Raw genomic sequence first — 19,579 nt, forward strand, 5'->3', positions numbered from 1 at the left:
GCTCCTTAGAAGCTGCGTGGCAGTTCGAGCAAGTGCTCGGCGACGTAAGAAAGAATCAGGTTGGTGGAGATCGGTGCCACCTGGTACAGACGGGTTTCGCGGAACTTGCGCTCGACGTCGTATTCGCAGGCGAAACCGAAGCCGCCGTGGGTTTGCAGGCAGGCGTTGGCCGCTTCCCACGAGGCCTTCGCCGCCAGGTACTTGGCCATGTTGGCGCTGGCCCCGGCATTGACCCCGCTGTCGTATTCCTCGCAGGCGCGCCAGCGCATCAGGTCGGCCGCTTCGATTTCGATGTGGGCTTCGGCGATGGGGAATTGCACACCCTGGTTCTGCCCGATCGGCCGACCGAACACCACGCGATCACGGGCGTAGGCGCTGGCCTTCTCGATGAACCAGCGACCGTCGCCGATGCATTCAGCCGCGATCAGCGTGCGCTCGGCATTCAGGCCGTCGAGGATGTACTTGAAGCCTTTGCCTTCTTCACCGATCAGGCTGTCGGCCGGCAATTCCAGGTTGTCAAAAAACAGTTCGTTGGTCTCGTGGTTGACCATGTTGGCAATCGGCTGCACGGTCATGCCGTTGCCGATGGCCTCGCGCAGGTCGACCAGGAAGATCGACATGCCTTCGGATTTCTTCTTCACCTCGGCCAACGGTGTGGTGCGCGCCAGCAGGATCATCAGGTCCGAATGCTGAATCCGCGAGATCCAGACCTTCTGCCCGTTGATCACGTACTTGTCGCCCACCCGCACGGCGGTGGTCTTGATTTTGGTGGTGTCGGTGCCGGTGCTGGGCTCGGTGACGCCCATCGATTGCAGGCGCAGTTCACCGCTGGCGAGCTTGGGCAGGTAGTAGCTTTTCTGCGCTGCGCTGCCGTGACGCAGCAAGGTGAACATGTTGTACATCTGGCCGTGAACGGTGCCGGAGTTGCCGCCGCAGTGGTTCACTTCTTCGAGAATCACCGAGGCTTCAGCCAGCCCCAGACCGGAGCCGCCGTATTCTTCAGGGATCATCGCCGAAAGCCAACCGGCGTCGGTCAGGGCTTTGACGAAGGTTTCCGGGAAGCCTTTTTCTTCATCGATCTTGCGCCAGTAAGCGGCATCGAATTCGGCGCACAGGGCGCGCACGCCTTCGCGGATAGCATTGAGTTCTTCGTTGTTATTAGGGTTCATCAATTTGCTCTCTATTCTTGAAAACGCACGCGACAATCAGTCGAACAGCACTTCAGCGCTTTGCGCGACACCCGCTTCGTTACCGGCCCACAACTGCGCCTTGCCTGGCTCCAGCAGCCGACCGCCGACGCTGAACGGTTGCGGGGTGATCAACGGCCGCACGCCGCGATAGGCGAAATGCCGCAGCCGCGCTTGCGGGTTGGCCCGGCAGAACGCGCGCAGGCTGAAGGTGGCGATCATCGGCCCGTGCACCACCAGCCCGGCGTAACCCTCGGTGCCAGTGACATAGGGGTAGTCGTAGTGGATGCGGTGACCGTTGAAGGTCACGGCCGAGTAGCGAAACAGCAGGGTCGGGGTCGGCACGATGGCTTCTCTCCATTCGCCCTCCTCCAGCGCCTCGCCGCTGCCTTGCTTGGGTGGCGTCGGCTCGCGGTAGACGATGTCTTGCTCTTCGCGAATCGCCAGACGGCCATTCTGCGAGTAGTCGTGGCGCACGGTGACGAACAACAGGGCACCGCTGCGGCCGACTTTTTCTTCGATGTGGGTGATGGTCGACAGGCGCTGAGCCTCGGCGCCGACCCGCAGCGGCTCGATGAATTCGATACGACCGCCGGCCCACATGCGATTGCGATCATCGGCCGGCGGCAGGAAGCCGCCGCGTGCCGGATGACCGTCGCCGCCGAGCAAGGATTCGGCGACTGGCTCCTGGAAAAAACACCATTGCCACAGCGGCGGCAATGCATCGCCATCGGCAGGAACCGCTTCACCGAACGTGGCGGCGATGCGTTTGATCAGGTTGCGACTCAGATGATCCTGGGCCTGTTCGGTACGGCCAAGCCAGGCACTGAAATCTGAAGCACTCATGCAGGTGACCCCTTGCCGGTTATGTTCTGGGGTCCATCATGCAAGGCACCCGGCATTCTGAGAATTTGCATTTTCGTAAGGTAGCGTTCATAAATGCCGAACGCTCATCGAGCGGTGAATACGGCTCCTACAGGGGTTTGTGCCTGACTTGAATACTATGAGAGGCAACCATGCATTTCGATCTGGCCGACCTGCGCCTGTTCATTCACATCGGTGAGTCGCCGAGCCTGACCCAGGGCGCGCGCCGGGCGTTTCTGTCACCGGCCGCCGCCAGCGCGCGGATCAAGGCCCTGGAAAGCCAGCTCGGCACCCGCCTGCTTTATCGCGACAGCCGTGGCGTGGAGCTGACGCCCGCCGGCCAGCGCTTGCTCAAGCACGCGCGGTTGATCATGCGTCAAGTGGATTACCTGAAGTCCGAGTTCACCAGTTACGGCACTGATTCCGCCGGGCACATCCGCATCTTCGCCAACACCACGGCGGTGACCGAGTTTCTCCCGGAAGTGCTGGCGGGCTTTTTGGCGAAACGGCCGGGGGTGACCGTCGACCTGCAGGAGCGTCTGTCGCGGGACATCGTGCGCGGTGTGCTGGACGGCAGCACCGATATGGGCATCATCGCCGGTCCGGTAGAAGCCGCCGGGTTGCAGGTGATGCACTTCAGCACCGACCGCCTGCTGCTGGTATTGCCCGTCGGCCATGTGCTGGCCGGGCCAAAGCCGGTGACCTTGAAGCAGACCCTGGCCTTCCAGCACATCGGCCTGCACGACGGCAGCACGCTGCTGAGCTTTCTGCGCGATCACGTCGAGCGCCTGGGGCAACACCTGTCGCTGCGGATTCAGGTGTCGAGTTTCGAAGCGATCTGCCGCATGGTCGAAGCCGGAGTCGGCATCGGCATCATCCCGGAGTCCGCCGCCGTGCGCCACAGCCGCACCATGCAGCTGGCGATGGTCGAACTGGACGAACCCTGGGCGATTCGCGAACGCAGCATTCTGGTCCGCGAACTGGACGCCCTGCCCGGCACCGTGCGCGCGTTGATTGCAACGTTGATTCCGGAAACCGCCGCAGAAACCAACGCCACCGAGGCACCCTCGCCCGCTACTTGATCGGCGTCGCCGGCAACGAGAAACAGAAGGTCGCTCCCCGACTGGGGACCGTTTCCAGATGAATCTCGCAGTCATGCAGTTGCAGAATCCGGCGCACGATCAACAGCCCCAAGCCACCGGAACGACGGTCCCCGGCCTGACTGAACGGACGGCGGAACAGGCTTTCCAGCAGTTCTTCAGGAATCCCCGGGCCGGTGTCGCTGACAATCACCTTGACCCGCTCGGCCTGATGCTGCAATTCAACCTCAATGGTCCCACCCGACGGCGTATGGCGAATCGCGTTGTCGATCAGGTTGGTCAGCACCCGCTCGATCAGGCCGAGGTCGGCCGAGACCATGGACGACGAACGCGGCAATACCGCCACCAGTCGCGATTGTTTTTCTTCCGCCATCAGGGCGAATTTCTGGAACACGTCCTGGATCAGGTCGGTGAGCGAGAAGTCTTCGATCAGCAGTTGCACCCCGCCATGCTCCAGTCGCGCCAGTTCGAACAAGGCCTGGGCCAATTGCCGGACTTTATTGCTCTGCGCCAAGGCCACCGCGAGGTAACGCTGACGCTCGACTTCGCTGAGGCTTTCGCCCTTGAACGAGAGCATTTCCAGGTAACCGTGCATCGACGCCAGCGGCGTGCGCAGGTCATGGGAGATGTTGGCGACGACTTCGCGGCGCTCCTGATCCAGCTGAGTCAAGGTCCGCCATTGCTCGGCGATGCGCGCGGCCATCTGCGCAAAGCTGGCCTCCAATACAGCGATTTCATCACGACGACTGACCGAATGCGGCACCACTGGCAACGCCACCGGCTCGGCTTCGGTATCGAAATCACGCATGGTGTCGGTCAGGCGGCGCAGGGGCCGGGTGATCAAACGGAAGGCCATCAAGCCCGCAGCCAGACCGAGCAACGACACCAACGCCATCGACCACAAGGTGGTGCGCAGCACCGAACTGGCCGCCACTTGCGCGGAGATCCGGTCGTGGGCCTCGCCCAATAGCACCACGTAGATGTAGCCCAGATCCTGATCGCCGGAACGCAACGCGGAAACGCTGAACACTTTCTCGCCGTCGACGCTGCGCGGGTCGTCACCGAGGATCGGCAGCGGCTGGCCGGCAAGCATTTGATGCAGGGGGCCGAGGTCGACGTGGTCGCGTTTCAAATGGCCGGCGGGGGCGTCGTCGCCGGTGACGTGACCGCTGGCGTCGAGCAAATACACTTCGACGCTGGGATTGACGTTCATCAGTTTGCTGAACAAGCCGCGCACCACATCGGCCTTGGCGCCGATCATGTTGTTGTCGCGGGCGATGCTTTCCGCCAGGCCACGGGACAGGCCCTGCACCACTTCTTTTTCATGCAGGTCGTTGGCGCGAATCTGCAACCAGGCGGACGCACCACAACAGGCCAACAGCAGGATCGCGAACGCAACGGACAGGCGCTGTAACAGCGTCAGGTTCATTCAGCGGGCCTCACGCGGTCCGGCGAAAAGCGATAACCCATGCCCCACACCGTGAGAATGCGCGTTGGCTCGGTGGGATCGACCTCCACCTTGGCCCGCAAGCGATTGATGTGCGTGTTGACCGTGTGCTCGTAACCGTCGTGTTTGTAACCCCAGACCTGGTTGAGCAGGTCCATACGCGAGAAGACTTTGCCGGGGTTTTTGACGAAGAAATACAGCAGGTCGAACTCGCGTGGCGTGAGCTCGATGGGCTTGCCGTCGACCAACGCCTGACGGGTGACCGGGTCGAGGGACAGGCCATTGAGCTCGATCTTGCCGGCGACGGTTCTGAGGTTTTTTTCCAGCGCATCGACCCTGCGCAGCAAGGCTTTGACCCGCGCCCCCAGTTCCAGCATCGAGAACGGCTTGGCCAGGTAATCGTCGGCGCCCAGCTCAAGGCCGAGCACGCGGTGCATTTCGCTGGAACGCGCGCTGGTGATGATGATCGGTGTATAGCGGGCCATGGCACGCGCCTGACGGCAGATCTCCAGACCATCGACACCGGGCAGCATCAGGTCGAGAATCAATGCATCCCAGCCGCCCTGTTCCAGTTGCGCCAGCCCGGCATTGCCGTCGGCACAGTGAGTCACGGCGTAGCCTTCGTCCTGCAAATGCAGACGCAACAGCCCGGCGATATGCAGGTCATCTTCGACGATCAAAACGCGCTTGGGCACATCCATGGTCAACCTTCGGGAGTCAATTGCTTCGGCGCACGGGACATGCGGCACTGGGTGTTGAATACACGACCATTGTGCAAGATTCCGACACACTCAATCTTCACAATTAATTTAACTTTGCGTGAGGACTTGGCGACCGGCTGACCACAAGAATAGCAGCACACCCACTGATTCGAAGTGAACGCTATGCAATCCAGACGTTGGTTTCTCGTGTACGGCAGCGCCAGCGTGGCCCTGGCTGCCAGCGGCCTGCTCAGCTGGCGCGCACTTGCTGCATCTTCCGGCGACGCCCCGACCTCCGCAGTTTTACCGGCGACCGTGCCGCGTGGCAGCGAAACCTTTGAGGTGACGCACACCCCGGCCGAGTGGCACAAGCTGTTGACCGATGACCAATTCGATGTGCTGCGCAACGCCGGGACCGAGCGTCCTTACAGCAGCCCGTTGAACAGTGAGCATCGTGCTGGACGTTTCGCCTGCGCTGGATGCCAGTTGCCGCTGTTCTCGTCCAGCACCAAGTTTGAAAGCCATACTGGCTGGCCGAGCTTCACCTCGCCCCTCGAGCACGCAGTCACCGAAAACCGTGACACCTCGTTTGGCGTCGATCGCACCGAAGTGCACTGCCGGCGCTGTGGCGGGCATTTGGGCCACGTGTTCGATGACGGCCCGGACCCTACCGGCCTGCGTTATTGCATGAACGGGGTCGCCATGACCTTCGCCACCGGACAAGCCTGATCTCCACTGAAGAACGGCCACTAAAAAAGGATTATCCACCATGTTATTGATCATCTTGTCCTACCTGGGTGGCGTGCTGACGATTCTCAGTCCGTGCATCCTGCCGGTACTGCCCTTTGTCTTCGCCCGCTCCAGCGAGCCGTTCCGCCGCAGTGGCTTGCCGCTGTTGTTGGGCATGGCACTGACCTTCGCCGGTGTTGCGACACTGGCCGCAGTAGGCGGTGGCTGGGTGGTCCAGGCCAACCAATACGGACGCTGGGTGGCGATTGTGTTGATGGCGTTCTTTGGTGTGACCTTGTTGTTCCCGCACCTGGCCGATCGCTTGACCCGGCCGCTGGTGTCGATGGGTGACCGCCTGTCCAACTCGGCCCGCGAGGCCGAGGGCAGTTCCAGCGTTAAATCTTCATTCCTGCTGGGTATCGCCACAGGCCTGTTGTGGGCACCCTGCGCCGGTCCGATCCTCGGCCTGGTGTTGACGGGCGCGGCGTTGCATGGCGCGAGTGTCGGCACCACGTTGTTATTGCTGGCCTACGCCGCCGGTGCCGCGACTTCGCTGGCCTTGGCACTGCTGGTCGGCGGCAAACTGTTCACCGCCATGAAGCGTTCGCTGGGCGCCGGTGAGTGGGTGCGTCGCGGTCTGGGCGCGGCGATGCTCTGCGGTGTCGCGGCCATTGCGCTGGGGCTGGATACCGGGCTGCTGACCAAAGTCTCCACCGTCGCCACCGCCGGTATCGAACAAAAGCTGCTGGATACCCTGGCGCCAGCCGCACCGCAGAACACTCCAGTGGTGGCGGCTGCTCCGGAAGCGGGCGGTGCGATGATGAAGGCCGCGCTGAAAGGCTCGGCAGCCGAGCCGATGTCGTTGCCTGTAGAGGGGACGTTGCCCGACCTGTCCGGCGCGGTGAAATGGCTGAATTCGCCACCGCTGAGCGCTGAACAGTTGAAAGGTAAAGTGGTGCTCATCGACTTCTGGACCTACTCCTGCATCAACTGCCTGCGTGCCCTGCCGTACGTCAACGCCTGGTCGAAGAAATACCACGATCAGGGTCTGGTGGTGATTGGGGTTCACGCCCCGGAATTTGCCTTCGAACGCGACGCCAACAATGTGCAGAAAGCCGTGCATGACCTGGGTATCAACTACCCGGTGGCGCTCGATAACGACTACGCAATCTGGCGCGGCTTCAACAACCAGTACTGGCCAGCGCATTACTTCATCGACGCCAAGGGCCAGATCCGGCACCACCACTTTGGCGAAGGCGAGTACGCCGAGTCGGAAAAGGTCATCCAGCAGTTGTTGCTTGAGGCGGGCAACACCAACGTTTCGAAAGACGTGGTAACGGCCAATGCCCAAGGCGTGATGCAAAGCGCGGACAACGCCGAGATGAACTCGCCTGAGACCTACCTGGGTTACGACCGTGCCGAGAACTTCGCTTCGCCCGGCGATCAAATCAGCGACAAGAGCCATGCCTATCAGCCGCCGAAACAACCCGAGTTGAACCAATGGGGTCTGGACGGCAAGTGGACCGCCAAACCTGAGCAAGTGACCCTCGATCAGGCCAACGGCCGCATCGTCTACCGTTTCCATGCCCGCGACCTGCACCTGGTACTGGGCCCAGGCGCAGAAGGCAAACCGGTGCATTTCAAAGTCAGCATCGACGGCGCCGCCCCTGGCGACAGCCACGGCAGCGACATCGCGGCGGACGGCAGCGGCATGGTCACTGAACAACGCCTTTACCAACTGGTGCGTCAGGCCGGCCCGGTGACTGATCACACCTTCACCATCGAATTCATGGACCCTGGCGTGCAGGCGTATGCCTTCACTTTCGGTTGATCCAACACTTAACGACCTGTTTGAGCAACGCGAGGATGAACGACATGACTAAAAGTAAAATGACCCTGGCCCTGAGCTGCGCGGGCGTGGTCGCCGTGATGATGGGGCTGTCGCTGCAATCGGCGGTGTCTGCCGAACCGGTAGTGGCCCTCGCTCCGCCGTCGCTGGATGAGCCTGCCGGCACCTCGCACAAAGAAGTCGCGGTGTTTGCCGGTGGCTGCTTCTGGGGCGTGCAAGGGGTGTTCCAGCATGTGCGCGGGGTTGAAAACGCCCTCTCCGGTTACGCCGGTGGCCAGGCCAATACCGCCGAGTATGAAAAAGTCAGCGACGGCGATACCGGGCATGCCGAGTCGGTGCAAGTCACCTATGACCCAACCCAGGTCAGCTACGGCAAACTGCTGCAGGTATTCTTCTCGGTGGCCCACAACCCCACCGAACTGAACCGCCAGGGCCCGGACCATGGCACGCAATACCGTTCGGCAATCTTCCCGCAAAACGAAACACAGGAAAAAGTCGCCAAGGCTTACATTGCTCAACTGGACCAGGCCAAGGTGTTCCACGCCCCGATCGTCACCACCATCGAGGACAACAAAAACTTCTATCCAGCCGAGGGTTATCACCAAAACTACCTGACCCTCAACCCGACCGCGCCGTACATCGCGATCAATGACTTGCCCAAGGTTGAAAGCCTGAAGGAACTGGTGCCGACGTTGTATCGGGCGGATCCGGTGTTGGTGGCTAATCCGCAGTGAACCACGGTGTTCCCTCCCCGTTGATCGGCATTTGCTCCCGGCGCGTTGTTCCGTTCTGCGCCGCGAGCTTGTATAAAGAACCCCATGTCGATTCCCTTCTTCCCCTATTTCAAAACCCGGCGCCTGACCTTGTGGCTCATGGCCTTGGTCATCGTCGGTCTGCCAGCGAGCTGCGCCGTACTCAAGCATGAAGAGCGCGAGTTGCTGTTTCAGATCGAGCCCGGCACGGCCAGTTGGTACCGTGGCGTGCCCGCCGAGGTGCAGGACCTGGTGCTCAAGGCGCCGAGCTTTGGCGACACGCAAAACATTCATGCCTGGTGGTGGCCGGCCGCGCAGGCCGATGCGCCGGCGGTGCTGTACCTGCATGGCACGCGCTGGAACCTCACCGGGCAGTTTTTTCGTATCGAGCAATTGCACGCGATGGGCTATTCGGTGCTGGCCATCGACTACCGCGGCTTTGGCCAGAGCGAAGGCTCGTTGCCCTCGGAAGCCAGCGTTTACGAAGACGCCCGGGTCGGTTGGGAACGCTTGAAAGTCCTGCAACCCGACGCCAGCAGGCGCCTGATTTATGGCCATTCATTGGGCGGCGCGGTGGCCATCGATCTGGCGGCGGATCTGGCCACCGTGAGCGGCAAGCCCCAGGCACGCGGGCTGATCATTGAGTCGACCTTCACCACCCTGGCCGACGTCGCCGCCGCCGTCAGTGATAACCGACTGCCGGTGCGCGGGCTGCCGATACGCTGGCTGCTGTCCCAGAAGTTCGACTCCATCGACAAGATCGCCGACATCCATCTGCCGGTATTGATCGTCCACGGCAGCGCCGATCCGTTCGTACCACCGCGTTTCAGCGAGGAGTTGTACCAGGCGGCGCAACAGCCGAAACACCTGCTGCTGGTGCCTGGCGGTACACACAACAACAGCATGGCGTTAGGAAATGACGCCTACCGTCAGGCGATCAAAGCGCTGTTCAATGCCGGTAAACCGATGATTCACGCAGACGTTTCCACCAGCAAACCAGCGGCGTCCGGCTGACGGTCATTGTCTGAACCGGCCGGTGTCAGCGTCACGCTGAACGGTTTGCTGCGAATCAACACAGTACCAGGCCTGGAGGCAGGCACGCTGAGCCCTTGAAGGTGCTGGAGCACGTCTTCGGGTGTTTCGATGGGTAATTGTGCGAGTTCGCTAATCGAAAGATTCCACCATTGACTGGCCAGCAAGGCGTCGATCGTCGGCTGATCAAAGCGGTAGCGAATCACCTGTGCGGGCGAACCCGCGACGATGGCATAGGGTGGAACGTCTTTGCTCACCAGTGACCGGGCGCCGATCACCGCTCCGGTGCCGATGGTCACACCTTCCAGAATCAACACGTCCATGCCGATCCACACGTCGTGACCGATGACGGCCTGCGCCGGGACCGCGTGAGGCGACGACACGCCTGAGACTTTCCGCCGCTGCCCGACCAGCCCCGTGTGCGAGGTGAGCCAGCTCAACGGATGAGATTTGCGATTCTGGCCAATGGTGACGTTGCGCGCGACCGAACAGTAGCGGCCGATGCTGGAGACGTGATGCAGTTCGGAACCACTGACGATGTCCGTGTGAGCGCCGATGGTCAATTTGCGCGACATCACCTTGACCTGATGCAACCTGACGCCTTCCTCCAGTGTCAGTTCGGTGTCACTGCGCAGTCCCCGGATACCGCTGTCCAGTCGGCATTGGTTTTTCCAAAGCGCCTTTTTTAATGTTTGGTTCAACAGCGCACGACTGAGGAAGTTCATCTGATTATTTTTCAGTGAATGGAGAGTGGCGGGATAATGTCATATTCGTTCGACAGTCATTATTAATTTTGCTGAAGCACCAACAGCCACTTGTCGCCTGCTCTTGCTCGTGACGACAACCTGTCGATCTGCTCTCCGGTCAAACGACTACAAGGTACAGATGTCCTGTCCGGCAGAAGGAGAACGTCATGAGTGTGAGTTCTGCAACGCAAATCAACCCCGTGTCACCAAAGGTGGTTTCACGCGAAGAATGGCTGACCGCGCGCAAGCAGTTGCTGCTGCGGGAGAAAAACTTTACCTATGAGCGTGACCGGCTGAGCGCCGAGCGGCGCGTCCTGCCCTGGGTCAAGGTCGACACAGACTATCGCTTCGAAAGCGCGAACGGCCGGTCAAGCCTGGCCGACCTGTTCGGCGACAACAGCCAATTGGTGATCTACCACTTCATGTTCGGCGCGGGCTGGAAGGAAGGCTGCCACGGCTGCTCGTTCCTTGCAGACCATTTCGACGGCGCCAACCTGCACCTGACCCACCATGACATTTCGCTGGTCGCGGTTTCCCATGCGCCGTGGCAGGAGTTCCAGGCGTTCAAGCAACGCATGGGCTGGCACTTTAACTGGGTGTCGTCTGCCGGTTCCGATTTCAACCGTGATTTCGGGGTCTCGGCGACCCGTGAGGACATCGACGCTGGCAAGGTGATGTACAACTACGAACCCAGCAACGACGCTGGCGAGGAAATGCCTGGCCTGAGTGTGTTCTACAAGAACGATCAGGGTCAGATTTTTCACACCTACTCAGCCTATGCCCGGGGACTCGACATCCTGCTCGGCACCTACAACTTTCTCGACATGACCCCCAAGGGCCGCAACGAGGAAGGCACCATGGACTGGATTCGCCACCATGACCGCTACGATGACGCAACGGCCAAAGGCTCGAGTTGCTGCGACGATCAGTAACTAGAGGTGGAGGCGCCAACACGCTGGGCTCCCACAGTGGATTTGTGTTCCCCCGAAACCTTGTGGGAGATTCTATGTTCGCAGGCAACACACAATCTCTGTAGGAGCTGCCGCAGGCTGCGAACAATAGCCATCGCGAAGGTCGTTCCGACCTTATCGCAGCCTGCGGCAGCTCCTACACAATTGGGGCCAACCGTAGATTTTTGTCCAACCACAAATCACTGTGTGCCAACGTGTTGGCGAAAGCGGCCTGCCAGATACCCATAAAAATCAAAGCAACCCTGTAATCTTTAACCCTGCCGCTCAGCGCCCGACAAACACCCCGTCGTCACACTAAACTGCGCACTGCGCCCGCATGGTTTTCGAAAGCTTTGCGTCAAGACCGCCAGATCCCCGTAAAGACTGCATAAACCCCTATTCCCGCCACGCATGCCGCGTCCTATCGTGCCCTTACATTCATAACCAAGGCCTTGGAGTCGACCATGACTAACCTGCAAATCGGCGTGTTGGCGGTGTCGTGCATCGTGTTGTTCGGCGCAGTGACCCTCTATCGTGATTTTTTGCGGCCGGGAAAAGGCAAGCGGGACAAGTGAGGGCGGGGGTCGTTTGAGAAAAGACCGGAGTGAATGCGGGACCGCGCTGCTTGATTCGCAGGCAAGCCTGCTCCCAGGGGTATCGGGATAAGCAGGCTTGTCGGATCGCCGCACCGCTGCGCAGGCGTCGGCACAGTGTTTCACCTGCTTAACGCCTGGCGATGGTTTCTGTAAAGCTCGGGTAAAGCTCGTTCCCTTTCCAGCCATTTTGGATTAATTATTATCAATCGCTTTCAGTTGAGCTGGAGTCCCATCATGAGCCACATTCAAATCTGCATGTTGGCCTTGTTCGCAATCGCCGTGCTGGGGACCGTTAACTTCTATTTCGAGTTCCTGCGCACCACCCATCACGTGAAAAAGGAGGAATAGCCTCAAGGCCTTCCTCCTCAGCCACTACCCCAGCAGAAAGGGCAACACCTCACTCAGCAATAACTCAGGCGCCTCTTCGGCGATGTAATGCCCGGCTGGCAGCGCTTTGCCGCGCACATCCGTGGCCACGTGCTGCCATTCCTTGAGTGGATCGAAGCAACGACCGACGATGCCTTCCGCGCCCCACAGCACCATCAACGGCAACCTCAGGTGATTGCTCGCCGCCACATCGGCACGGTCGTGCTCCAGATCGATGCTGGCGCTGGCGCGGTAATCTTCGCAGATGCCACGCGCGGCACCGGGCTGTTTCAGGCAACGCAGGTATTCACTGAACGCTTCATCGGTAAAGGGTGCCATGCCGGCACTGCGACTGCCCATCACACTGCGCAGGAACTGCTCCGGGTCGGCCTCGAGCAGGGTTTCCGGCAACGGTGCGGGACGGATCAGGAAAAACCAATGCCAGTAGGCCCGGGCAAAGGCTTCGTTGGTCTGGCTGTACATCGCCAGTGTCGGCGCGATGTCCAACAGCACCATGCGCTTGACACTGTGCGGATGATCCAGCGCCAGCCGATGGGCCACGCGGGCGCCGCGGTCATGGGCCAGCACTGAAAAGCTGCTGAAGCCCAGTTCACGCATCAACTCGACGTTATCGCGGCCCATTTCACGTTTGGAGTGGTTGCGATGCTCGTCATCGGCGGGCGGCTTGCTGCTGTCGCCGTAACCGCGCAGGTCAGCGGCGACCACAGTAAAGTTACGGGCCAGGGTTTCGGCGACCTTGTGCCAGATCACGTGGGTTTGCGGGTGGCCGTGAAGCAAGAGCAGGCCCGGGCCAGAGCCGCCGATGCGGTAGGCGATGTCCACGCCGTTGACCCGACGCTGATGCTTTTCAAATCCGGCGAACATGTCTTCACTCCTTATTGTGGTGCGCACATGCTAGTTGCTCAGGCATTTCCGGCAAGACGCAAAGCGTGGCGGCCTTGTTCATGAACTGTGTTCATGAGCCGATTGGTCCCGATAAATCACCTGGAATTGGCTATTCGATCTGCGTACCAGCGACTGTAAGGTACTGACATGCCCGCAGGGGGTATGACTCTCGGAGAAAACACCATGAACAAACGTATTGAATGGGCCAAAGCCTCACCTAAAGCGTTCCAGGCGATGTGCGGTCTGGAAAAAGCCCTGGGCGAATCCGGCCTGGATCACTCGTTGCTGGAATTGATTCGTCTGCGCGCTTCGCAAATCAACGGCTGTGCTTACTGCGTCAATATGCACACCAACGACGCACGCAAGGCTGGCGAAACCGAAGCCCGCCTGCAGACCGTTGTCGTCTGGGAAGAAACCACCTTCTTCACCCCGCGTGAACGTGCCGTGCTGGCCTGGGTTGAAAGCCTGACCCTGCTGTCGATCCATCACGCGCCGCAACACCAGTACGAAGCGCTGCTGGAACAAGGCTTCAGTGAAGCCGACGTGGCCAACATCACCCTGGCCATCGCCACCATCAACGCCTGGAACCGTTTCGGCGTGGGCTTTGCGATGCTCCCGGCTTGATCATGGCGGCATGAGCGCCCTGGTGCGTTTGAGCTAACACCCGAATTCCGGCGAGCCTGCCCCAGGCTGCCGGAATTTGTGTTTGCGGTGTCAGACTTTCAGCACCCGGCCACTCGCGGCCACGCCCAGCAGCAACACGGCAATAATCATGAAGGCCAGGTTCAAGCTGCTGATCTGCGCGACAAAGCCGATCAAGGCCGGCCCCGCGAGAATCCCCGCATAGCCCAGCGTGCTGATGGCCGGCACGGCAATCTGCTCGGGCATCACGGTCTGTCGCCCGGCGGCGCTGTACAGCACCGGGACGATGTTCGAACAGCCGACGCCCACCAGTGCATAACCGAGCAACGCCGCCTGCCATAGGGGAATCCACGTCGCCAGTGCAAACCCGGCTGACGCGCATAAACCGCCGAGGATGATCACCCGATTGGCGCCGACCTTCCTCACCACGGCATCGCCCAACAGCCGCCCGCAAGTCATGGTCAGCGCGAACACTGAATAGCCCATGCCCGCATACGCGGCGTCGACCTGGCGCGTGGAACTGAGAAACACCGCGCTCCAGTCCAGCATCGCGCCTTCGGCCAGAAACACGATGACGCACAGCAATCCGATGAACAGCACTACACCGTGGGGCACGACGAACGCCGGGCCATCACTTTTACTGCCATACGCCAGAAAATGCGGCGCAGCACGCAACAGCACGACGATGATGATTGCCGCCACGACCGCCATCGCCAGCACCGGCGACGCACCGACGCTGAGCAAACCGCTGACCCCCGCCGCTCCGACAATCCCGCCCAGACTGAACAAACCGTGAAAACCGGACATCATGGTCTTGCCACTGGCCCGCTCAACGATCACCGCCTGAATATTGATGGTGCAATCCAGCGCGCCCATGCTGGCGCCAAACACCAACAGCGTCGCCATCAACCACCACGGGCTGGAGACCGTCGCCAGCAACGGCAAACACAGGCAGATCACCAGCGTCGACAGCACCAACACCCGACGACAGCCAAAGCGCGACGACAGCACACCGGTCAGTGGCATGGTGATGATTGAGCCAATGCCCAGACTCAGCAGTAGCAAGCCGAGCGTACCGTCGCTCAGGCCGACACGCGCCTTGGCATAAGGCACCAGCGGCGCCCAGGCCGAGACACTGAATCCGGCGATGAAAAAGGCAATGCGCGTGGACAGCTGCTCCAGTCGGCCCGGGATAACCGGCGCATCGGTGTTGATGGACGTCATGCAATGCTCTTCGACAATGTCAGGCACAGATGGCCTGACGATCGAAGTAGCCTAACAATGGAACAACTTCCGCGTCCATGACGGACCTTTCGCCAACGAGTTGGCGAAGGCGACATCCCTGACGCCGAAGATGTCAGACCAGATGAACTCACGCCACCCAAGGCGACTTGCGGATGATCTCGACGAAGTTCATCGGCTTGAACGTTGGATCGATGTCCACCAGCACGTCGGCGTTGACCGTGCCAAACGTGGAGTCCGGCTTGTCTTTGAAGCCATTGGCAAAGGCGCAGAGGATGCATTCCTTGAAGCCGTCACCCCGTGGATGCGCATGCACGACTGCTTCACGCTGCACCGTCGGGAACGCCGCGTATTCGATACCCAGCACATCCATTTCGACGCCTGCCGTGACCAGCGCAACGTTCGGCCGCAGGTGATGCACCACGTTCGGCGTGGTGTGCAGGGCAATCGACAACCAGACTTGTTCCATGTCGCCATCGGACAAGCCGAACGGCTTCATGAATGCGCGCGCCGCGTTGGCGCTGTCGACTTCAAAACGCTCGGTGGCGCTGCGATGGCCTTCGACCAGACCCAGGTCATGGAACATGGCGCCGACGTACAGTTGCTCTGCGTCGTATTTCAGGCCCTTGCGCTCGCCACTCAACGCACCAAACAGAAACACCCGACGGGAGTGGTGATACAGCAGATCAGGTTCGTTATCACGAATGTATTCAGTAGTGGCTTTGGCCAAGGCACTGTCGGGGATTTTGATACCGGCGATGGTGGTAGTCATTGTGCTGTTCCTCAGGTCATCGCACCTGTGTGGCGCGGCTGGGATTAGTCTCTGCCCGAGAGGGTTTGGCTACAATCGGCACGATGTTGCGTTTACGGCCAAAGATCGACCATATCCAGCCAGTGGCTATCAGATAGACTGCCGAGCCTGAAAACCTCCCTATAAAAACTGAAAATCGCGAGGGTGTTGTGGCAAAAGGTGTTGTGCTGTCGGTTCTGGCCTCGTTCCTGTTCGGGGTGATGTATTTCTACACGTCCCTGCTGAAGCCGCTGAGCGGTGAAGAAATTTTTGGCTGGCGCATGCTGCTGACCGTACCCTGCGCGACAGTATTCCTGCTGTCCTCCGGTGACTGGCAATTAGTGCGCAAGATTGCCCAACGCCTGCGGCATACCCCGGTCCTGCTGCTTGGCATGCTGCTGTCGTCGGCCTTGCTCGGCCTACAGTTGTGGCTGTTCATGTGGGCGCCTTTGCACGGCAGCAGCATGCAGGTATCGCTGGGTTATTTTCTGCTGCCGCTGACCATGGTCATCACCGGGCGCATCGTCTATGGCGAACACCTGTCCTACCTGCAAAAGGTTGCCGCCTGCTGCGCGCTGATCGGGGTTGCCCATGAGCTGTACCGGATCGGCAGCTTTTCCTGGGAAACTTTACTGGTGTGCCTCGGTTATCCCGTGTATTTCGTGCTGCGACGCAAGCTGGGCAACGACAATCTCGGCGGTCTCTGGTGCGACATGGCGCTGCTGCTGCCCGCCGCCCTGTGGTTCATCGTGCATGGCAACCCAGGTGCACTCAGCCAATTCCCACGCCTGTACGCATTGATTCCGCTGCTGGGGGTGATCAGTGCCTCGGCGTTGTGCAGCTACATCGTCGCCAGTCGCCTGCTGCCCTTCAGCCTGTTCGGCTTGCTGAGTTACGTCGAACCGGTGCTGCTGGTGGGCGTCGCCCTGCTGCTGGGTGAAAGCATCAGCCCGGCAGAATGGTGGACCTACCTGCCGATCTGGGCCGCCGTGCTGGTGCTGATGTTCGAAGGCGGCCAACACCTGCTGGCCCAGCGTCGCCGCAACGCTGCGTAATCGTCGTTACAGCGGCGCAAACCGCTCCAGCTGCATCTCTTGCAGACGGCTCAAGGTGCGGCGGAAGGCGAAGGCCAGATAACCCTCGGTGTACAGTGCGTCGAGGGGCACTTGCGCTTCGATGTACAGCGGCACCCGGCGGTCGTAACACTCATCCACCAACGCGATGAAGCGGCGCACACCATCGTCGTGGATCGACAGTTGTGGCAGCTCACGATCGCCGGCCGCCACTTGCTCGGCGGCGTCTTCGGTACCGCGCGCGATCCGCCCTTCACGCTGTCGGGCACTCAGCACCGGCACCTCGCTGATCAGGATCACCGAGAACCGGTCGCACAGGTCGATGAAATCCATCGCCGCCAGCGGCTGTTCACAGACATCGGCGTAGCGGCACCAGAGTATCGTTGCGCTTTGCTGTAGCACATTTACGCTGCGACGATTAAAACTGACCGGCGCACTGGAAGTGACCTGACCTTCGCTCAACCGGGCGAACACGGCGGCCAGCGCGCTGGGCTGATCCACCTGAGCGATCCAGTAGCGCTGGTGCAGTTGCCCCGGATGCAAACGATGATCCTCGCCACCGTCCACCGTCACCACCTCCATGTAACGATTGATCGCAGCAATCGCCGGCACGAAGCGCTGGCGATTGTAGCCGTCGGCATACAGCTGTTCGGGTGGCTGATTGGAGGTCGAGACCAGCACCACGCCCTCCTCGAACATCACCTGCAGCAGACCGCCGAGAATGATCGCATCGCCAATGTCGGTAACGAACAATTCGTCGAAGCACAGCACCCGGACTTCCGTCGCCAATTCTCGCGCCAGGGCGCGCAGCGGATTCGCGGTGCCGACCAGTTGAAACAGGCGCTTGTGCACCCAACGCATGAAGTGATGAAAATGCTGACGGCGCGCCGGAACACTCAAGCTGTCAAAAAAGCGATCCATCAACCAGGTTTTGCCGCGCCCCACCGGCCCCCACAGGTAAACGCCCTTGATCGGTTGCTGGCGCTTGCCGCCCTGCAACGCCAGGTAGCACGCCTGCAATGACTGCGCGGCGTTCAATTGCGCGGCATCGGGGCTGAATCCTTGCTGGTCGAGGGCTTGTTGGTAGGCTTCCAGGGGAGAGACGGCATTCATCAGTCGGCGTTTCCACGGCTTGGCTCGATATTAGGGCGCCAGCATATAGAAACTGCAGCGAAACGCACCTCAACCGACTGCCACAAAAACACTCACGGCCCTGGAGAAGTGCTGCAAAACGACACAAAGTTGGCGCGGTATCAGTTGCCTTCGGCCGCCACGAGAACACCCCCTTTCGCCGACTAACCGCTCTAGACAAACCGTTACCTCTGCATGGCACCCTTAAAGCTGACCAGTCGATCAGCAAATGGCGCGGTTATTGCCTTCTGCACAGGTCCCTTCAAGCCTGCCACGACGGCGGTGCGCCTGTTTGCTTTGTCTGGAGTGTTCTATGCCTGTCTGGCGAAAAAGTATTTTGTGGCAACTGACGTTGAGCATGGGTGCCGCACTGCTGATTAGCAGCCTGATCGTGATCGCCATTTACGCCTTCGCCCTGAACCGGCTGACCGATCGATATCTGCTGCAACAGGCGATGCCCGCCAGCGTCGAAGCCATTCGCAACGATCTGGAACGCTTGCTTGCCTCGCCGCTGACCGCCGCCAGTGATATCGGTGACAACACCTTGGTCGGCGACTGGTTGAGCGCTGGCGAAGATCCGACGCAACAAGCGTCTTTCGTTCGCTATCTGGCCAATATCCAACAGCAACAAAAAGCCCTGACCACTTTCATCATTGCCAAGGACAGCGGTCATTACTTCACCAACAAAGGTATCGACCGCACCTTGCAACGCGGTGCCCCGGACAACGCCTGGTTCTACACCTTTCTCGACAGCGGTAAACGCCGGGACCTGGAAATCGATATCGACAACAGCACCCGGGTGCCGACGCTGTTCATCAATCAGCGCATCGAAAGCAATGGCAAGGTGGTCGGTGTCGCGGGGCTGGGCTTCAGCCTGAGCGCCCTGTCAGACATGGTCCGCGACTTCCATTTCGGCGAGCATGGCCAGGTGTACCTGGTCAGCCCCGACGGCAAGGTCAAAGTGCATCCCGACGCCGAACTCAACGACCGGCAAACCCTGGATCGATTGGTCGGTGCAGAGCCGGCCCGCGCGTTGTTAAACCCCGCAGCCAACAAGACTCCAGTGCAGTTCGAGCGCAATGGCGAAGCCTACGTCGCAGTGGCCGAGTCGGTCAGCTCACTGGGCTGGACGCTGGTCAGCGAAGTTCCACTGGCGGAAGTCTATGGACCGGCCAAACAGGCGCTGACGATTATTTCGGCGATCAGCCTGGCGGTGGTGCTGTGCTTCCTTGGCTTCGTGATCCGGATCGCCCGTGGCATTGTGCGGCCGATTCGTCAGGTCACCACGGCGCTGATCGATATCGGCGGCGGAGACGGCGACCTGACCCGGCGTCTGGATGATCATCGGGCCGACGAATTGGGCGATCTGGCGCGGGGCTTCAACCGTTTCATCGCCAGCCTGCGCCAACTGATCGCTGACGCCCTGCACACCAGCGAACAACTGCGCCATAGCGTCGGCGACGTGGCGCGCGTGGT

The 19,579-nt window shown here is 60.5% G+C and carries 17 protein-coding genes and 1 pseudogene; 9 read left to right on the forward strand and 9 right to left on the reverse strand.

Annotation, left to right across the window (positions count from 1 at the left end; all coding sequences use genetic code 11):
* Positions 1–5: 5 nt before the first annotated feature.
* Both ACF0H7_RS21285 and ACF0H7_RS21290 read right to left on the reverse strand, forming a co-directional pair.
* Positions 6–1,169: an acyl-CoA dehydrogenase family protein gene (locus tag ACF0H7_RS21285; RefSeq protein WP_397448838.1), complete on the reverse strand. Its 1,164-nt coding sequence runs from the start codon at positions 1,167–1,169 to the stop codon at positions 6–8.
* A gap of 36 nt (positions 1,170–1,205) precedes the next feature.
* A complete protein-coding gene (locus tag ACF0H7_RS21290; protein ID WP_397448839.1) occupies positions 1,206–2,033 on the reverse strand; it encodes a MaoC family dehydratase N-terminal domain-containing protein in 828 nt (275 codons plus the stop codon).
* A 170-nt stretch (positions 2,034–2,203) separates the two neighbouring features.
* On the opposite strand from ACF0H7_RS21290, the gene ACF0H7_RS21295 reads away from it, so the two are divergent.
* Positions 2,204–3,133, forward strand: a complete 930-nt coding sequence (locus ACF0H7_RS21295; protein WP_397448840.1) for a LysR family transcriptional regulator — start codon at positions 2,204–2,206, stop codon at positions 3,131–3,133.
* On the opposite strand, the gene ACF0H7_RS21300 is transcribed toward ACF0H7_RS21295, so the two are convergent.
* Entirely contained in the window at positions 3,126–4,580 is a 1,455-nt protein-coding gene (locus ACF0H7_RS21300) for an ATP-binding protein (protein ID WP_397448841.1), read from the reverse strand. The genes ACF0H7_RS21295 and ACF0H7_RS21300 overlap by 8 nt on opposite strands.
* The gene (locus ACF0H7_RS21305; RefSeq protein WP_397448842.1) at positions 4,577–5,299 is read right to left on the reverse strand and encodes a response regulator transcription factor; all 723 of its coding nucleotides are present in this window, start codon (positions 5,297–5,299) and stop codon (positions 4,577–4,579) included. The genes ACF0H7_RS21300 and ACF0H7_RS21305 overlap by 4 nt, the downstream gene beginning before the upstream one ends.
* Before the next feature lie 183 nt (positions 5,300–5,482).
* Here ACF0H7_RS21305 and msrB point away from each other — a divergent pair, with 183 nt between their 5' ends.
* The 4 genes from msrB to ACF0H7_RS21325 all read left to right on the forward strand — a co-directional run bounded on the left by msrB (position 5,483) and on the right by ACF0H7_RS21325 (position 9,643).
* The gene (gene msrB, locus ACF0H7_RS21310; protein ID WP_397448843.1) at positions 5,483–6,028 is read left to right on the forward strand and encodes a peptide-methionine (R)-S-oxide reductase MsrB; all 546 of its coding nucleotides are present in this window, start codon (positions 5,483–5,485) and stop codon (positions 6,026–6,028) included.
* 40 nt (positions 6,029–6,068) lie between these two features.
* Positions 6,069–7,859 (forward strand): cytochrome c biogenesis protein DipZ, encoded by a 1,791-nt coding sequence (locus ACF0H7_RS21315; protein ID WP_397448844.1) that lies wholly within the window; start codon positions 6,069–6,071, stop codon positions 7,857–7,859.
* A 98-nt stretch (positions 7,860–7,957) separates the two neighbouring features.
* A complete protein-coding gene (gene msrA, locus ACF0H7_RS21320) occupies positions 7,958–8,611 on the forward strand; it encodes a peptide-methionine (S)-S-oxide reductase MsrA (protein WP_397453971.1) in 654 nt (217 codons plus the stop codon).
* 84 nt (positions 8,612–8,695) lie between these two features.
* On the forward strand, positions 8,696–9,643 hold the full coding sequence (locus ACF0H7_RS21325) for an alpha/beta hydrolase (protein WP_397448845.1): 948 nt from the start codon (positions 8,696–8,698) through the stop codon (positions 9,641–9,643).
* Here the strand turns inward: ACF0H7_RS21325 and ACF0H7_RS21330 are convergent.
* A complete protein-coding gene (locus ACF0H7_RS21330; protein ID WP_397448846.1) occupies positions 9,601–10,386 on the reverse strand; it encodes a CatB-related O-acetyltransferase in 786 nt (261 codons plus the stop codon). The genes ACF0H7_RS21325 and ACF0H7_RS21330 overlap by 43 nt on opposite strands.
* A 212-nt stretch (positions 10,387–10,598) precedes the next feature.
* Here ACF0H7_RS21330 and ACF0H7_RS21335 point away from each other — a divergent pair, with 212 nt between their 5' ends.
* Positions 10,599–11,339: a DUF899 domain-containing protein gene (locus tag ACF0H7_RS21335; protein ID WP_397453973.1), complete on the forward strand. Its 741-nt coding sequence runs from the start codon at positions 10,599–10,601 to the stop codon at positions 11,337–11,339.
* Between the two features lie 986 nt (positions 11,340–12,325).
* Here the strand turns inward: ACF0H7_RS21335 and ACF0H7_RS21340 are convergent.
* The gene (locus ACF0H7_RS21340) at positions 12,326–13,204 is read right to left on the reverse strand and encodes an alpha/beta fold hydrolase (protein WP_397448847.1); all 879 of its coding nucleotides are present in this window, start codon (positions 13,202–13,204) and stop codon (positions 12,326–12,328) included.
* A gap of 204 nt (positions 13,205–13,408) precedes the next feature.
* Here ACF0H7_RS21340 and ACF0H7_RS21345 point away from each other — a divergent pair, with 204 nt between their 5' ends.
* Positions 13,409–13,849 carry a carboxymuconolactone decarboxylase family protein gene (locus tag ACF0H7_RS21345; protein ID WP_397448848.1) on the forward strand — a complete coding sequence of 147 codons (441 nt, stop codon included), beginning with the start codon at positions 13,409–13,411 and terminating at the stop codon, positions 13,847–13,849.
* Positions 13,850–13,939: 90 nt separating this feature from the next.
* On the opposite strand, the gene ACF0H7_RS21350 is transcribed toward ACF0H7_RS21345, so the two are convergent.
* Both ACF0H7_RS21350 and ACF0H7_RS21355 read right to left on the reverse strand, forming a co-directional pair.
* Positions 13,940–15,091, reverse strand: coding sequence for an MFS transporter (locus ACF0H7_RS21350; RefSeq protein ID WP_397448849.1), 1,152 nt, complete (start codon positions 15,089–15,091; stop codon positions 13,940–13,942).
* 148 nt (positions 15,092–15,239) lie between these two features.
* Positions 15,240–15,881 (reverse strand): HD domain-containing protein, encoded by a 642-nt coding sequence (locus ACF0H7_RS21355; RefSeq protein ID WP_397448850.1) that lies wholly within the window; start codon positions 15,879–15,881, stop codon positions 15,240–15,242.
* A 188-nt stretch (positions 15,882–16,069) separates the two neighbouring features.
* Between ACF0H7_RS21355 and rarD the strand changes: the two genes are divergently transcribed.
* Positions 16,070–16,954, forward strand: a complete 885-nt coding sequence (gene rarD, locus ACF0H7_RS21360) for an EamA family transporter RarD (RefSeq protein WP_397448851.1) — start codon at positions 16,070–16,072, stop codon at positions 16,952–16,954.
* 6 nt (positions 16,955–16,960) lie between these two features.
* Here the strand turns inward: rarD and zapE are convergent, their stop codons facing one another.
* Entirely contained in the window at positions 16,961–18,085 is a 1,125-nt protein-coding gene (gene zapE, locus ACF0H7_RS21365; RefSeq protein ID WP_397448852.1) for a cell division protein ZapE, read from the reverse strand.
* 472 nt (positions 18,086–18,557) lie between these two features.
* On the opposite strand from zapE, the pseudogene ACF0H7_RS21370 reads away from it, so the two are divergent.
* Positions 18,558–19,499 (forward strand): annotated as a pseudogene (locus ACF0H7_RS21370) (sensor histidine kinase); the annotation flags it as partial.
* Between the last annotated feature and the right edge of the window lie 80 nt (positions 19,500–19,579).

The organism is Pseudomonas sp. NA-150 (assembly GCF_044336365.1).
Taxonomy (GTDB): Bacteria; Pseudomonadota; Gammaproteobacteria; order Pseudomonadales; family Pseudomonadaceae; genus Aquipseudomonas.

Excerpts from the sequence above, each read along its gene's own strand:
- ACF0H7_RS21285 (WP_397448838.1), bottom strand. The coding sequence starts at position 1,169 with ATGAACCCTAATAACAACGAAGAACTCAATGCTATCCGCGAAGGCGTG.
- ACF0H7_RS21290 (WP_397448839.1), bottom strand. The coding sequence starts at position 2,033 with ATGAGTGCTTCAGATTTCAGTGCCTGGCTTGGCCGTACCGAACAGGCC.
- ACF0H7_RS21295 (WP_397448840.1), top strand. The coding sequence starts at position 2,204 with ATGCATTTCGATCTGGCCGACCTGCGCCTGTTCATTCACATCGGTGAG.
- ACF0H7_RS21300 (WP_397448841.1), bottom strand. The coding sequence starts at position 4,580 with ATGAACCTGACGCTGTTACAGCGCCTGTCCGTTGCGTTCGCGATCCTG.
- ACF0H7_RS21305 (WP_397448842.1), bottom strand. The coding sequence starts at position 5,299 with ATGGATGTGCCCAAGCGCGTTTTGATCGTCGAAGATGACCTGCATATC.
- msrB (WP_397448843.1), top strand. The coding sequence starts at position 5,483 with ATGCAATCCAGACGTTGGTTTCTCGTGTACGGCAGCGCCAGCGTGGCC.
- ACF0H7_RS21315 (WP_397448844.1), top strand. The coding sequence starts at position 6,069 with ATGTTATTGATCATCTTGTCCTACCTGGGTGGCGTGCTGACGATTCTC.
- msrA (WP_397453971.1), top strand. The coding sequence starts at position 7,958 with ATGATGGGGCTGTCGCTGCAATCGGCGGTGTCTGCCGAACCGGTAGTG.
- ACF0H7_RS21325 (WP_397448845.1), top strand. The coding sequence starts at position 8,696 with ATGTCGATTCCCTTCTTCCCCTATTTCAAAACCCGGCGCCTGACCTTG.
- ACF0H7_RS21330 (WP_397448846.1), bottom strand. The coding sequence starts at position 10,386 with ATGAACTTCCTCAGTCGTGCGCTGTTGAACCAAACATTAAAAAAGGCG.
- ACF0H7_RS21340 (WP_397448847.1), bottom strand. The coding sequence starts at position 13,204 with ATGTTCGCCGGATTTGAAAAGCATCAGCGTCGGGTCAACGGCGTGGAC.
- ACF0H7_RS21345 (WP_397448848.1), top strand. The coding sequence starts at position 13,409 with ATGAACAAACGTATTGAATGGGCCAAAGCCTCACCTAAAGCGTTCCAG.
- ACF0H7_RS21350 (WP_397448849.1), bottom strand. The coding sequence starts at position 15,091 with ATGACGTCCATCAACACCGATGCGCCGGTTATCCCGGGCCGACTGGAG.
- ACF0H7_RS21355 (WP_397448850.1), bottom strand. The coding sequence starts at position 15,881 with ATGACTACCACCATCGCCGGTATCAAAATCCCCGACAGTGCCTTGGCC.
- zapE (WP_397448852.1), bottom strand. The coding sequence starts at position 18,085 with ATGAATGCCGTCTCTCCCCTGGAAGCCTACCAACAAGCCCTCGACCAG.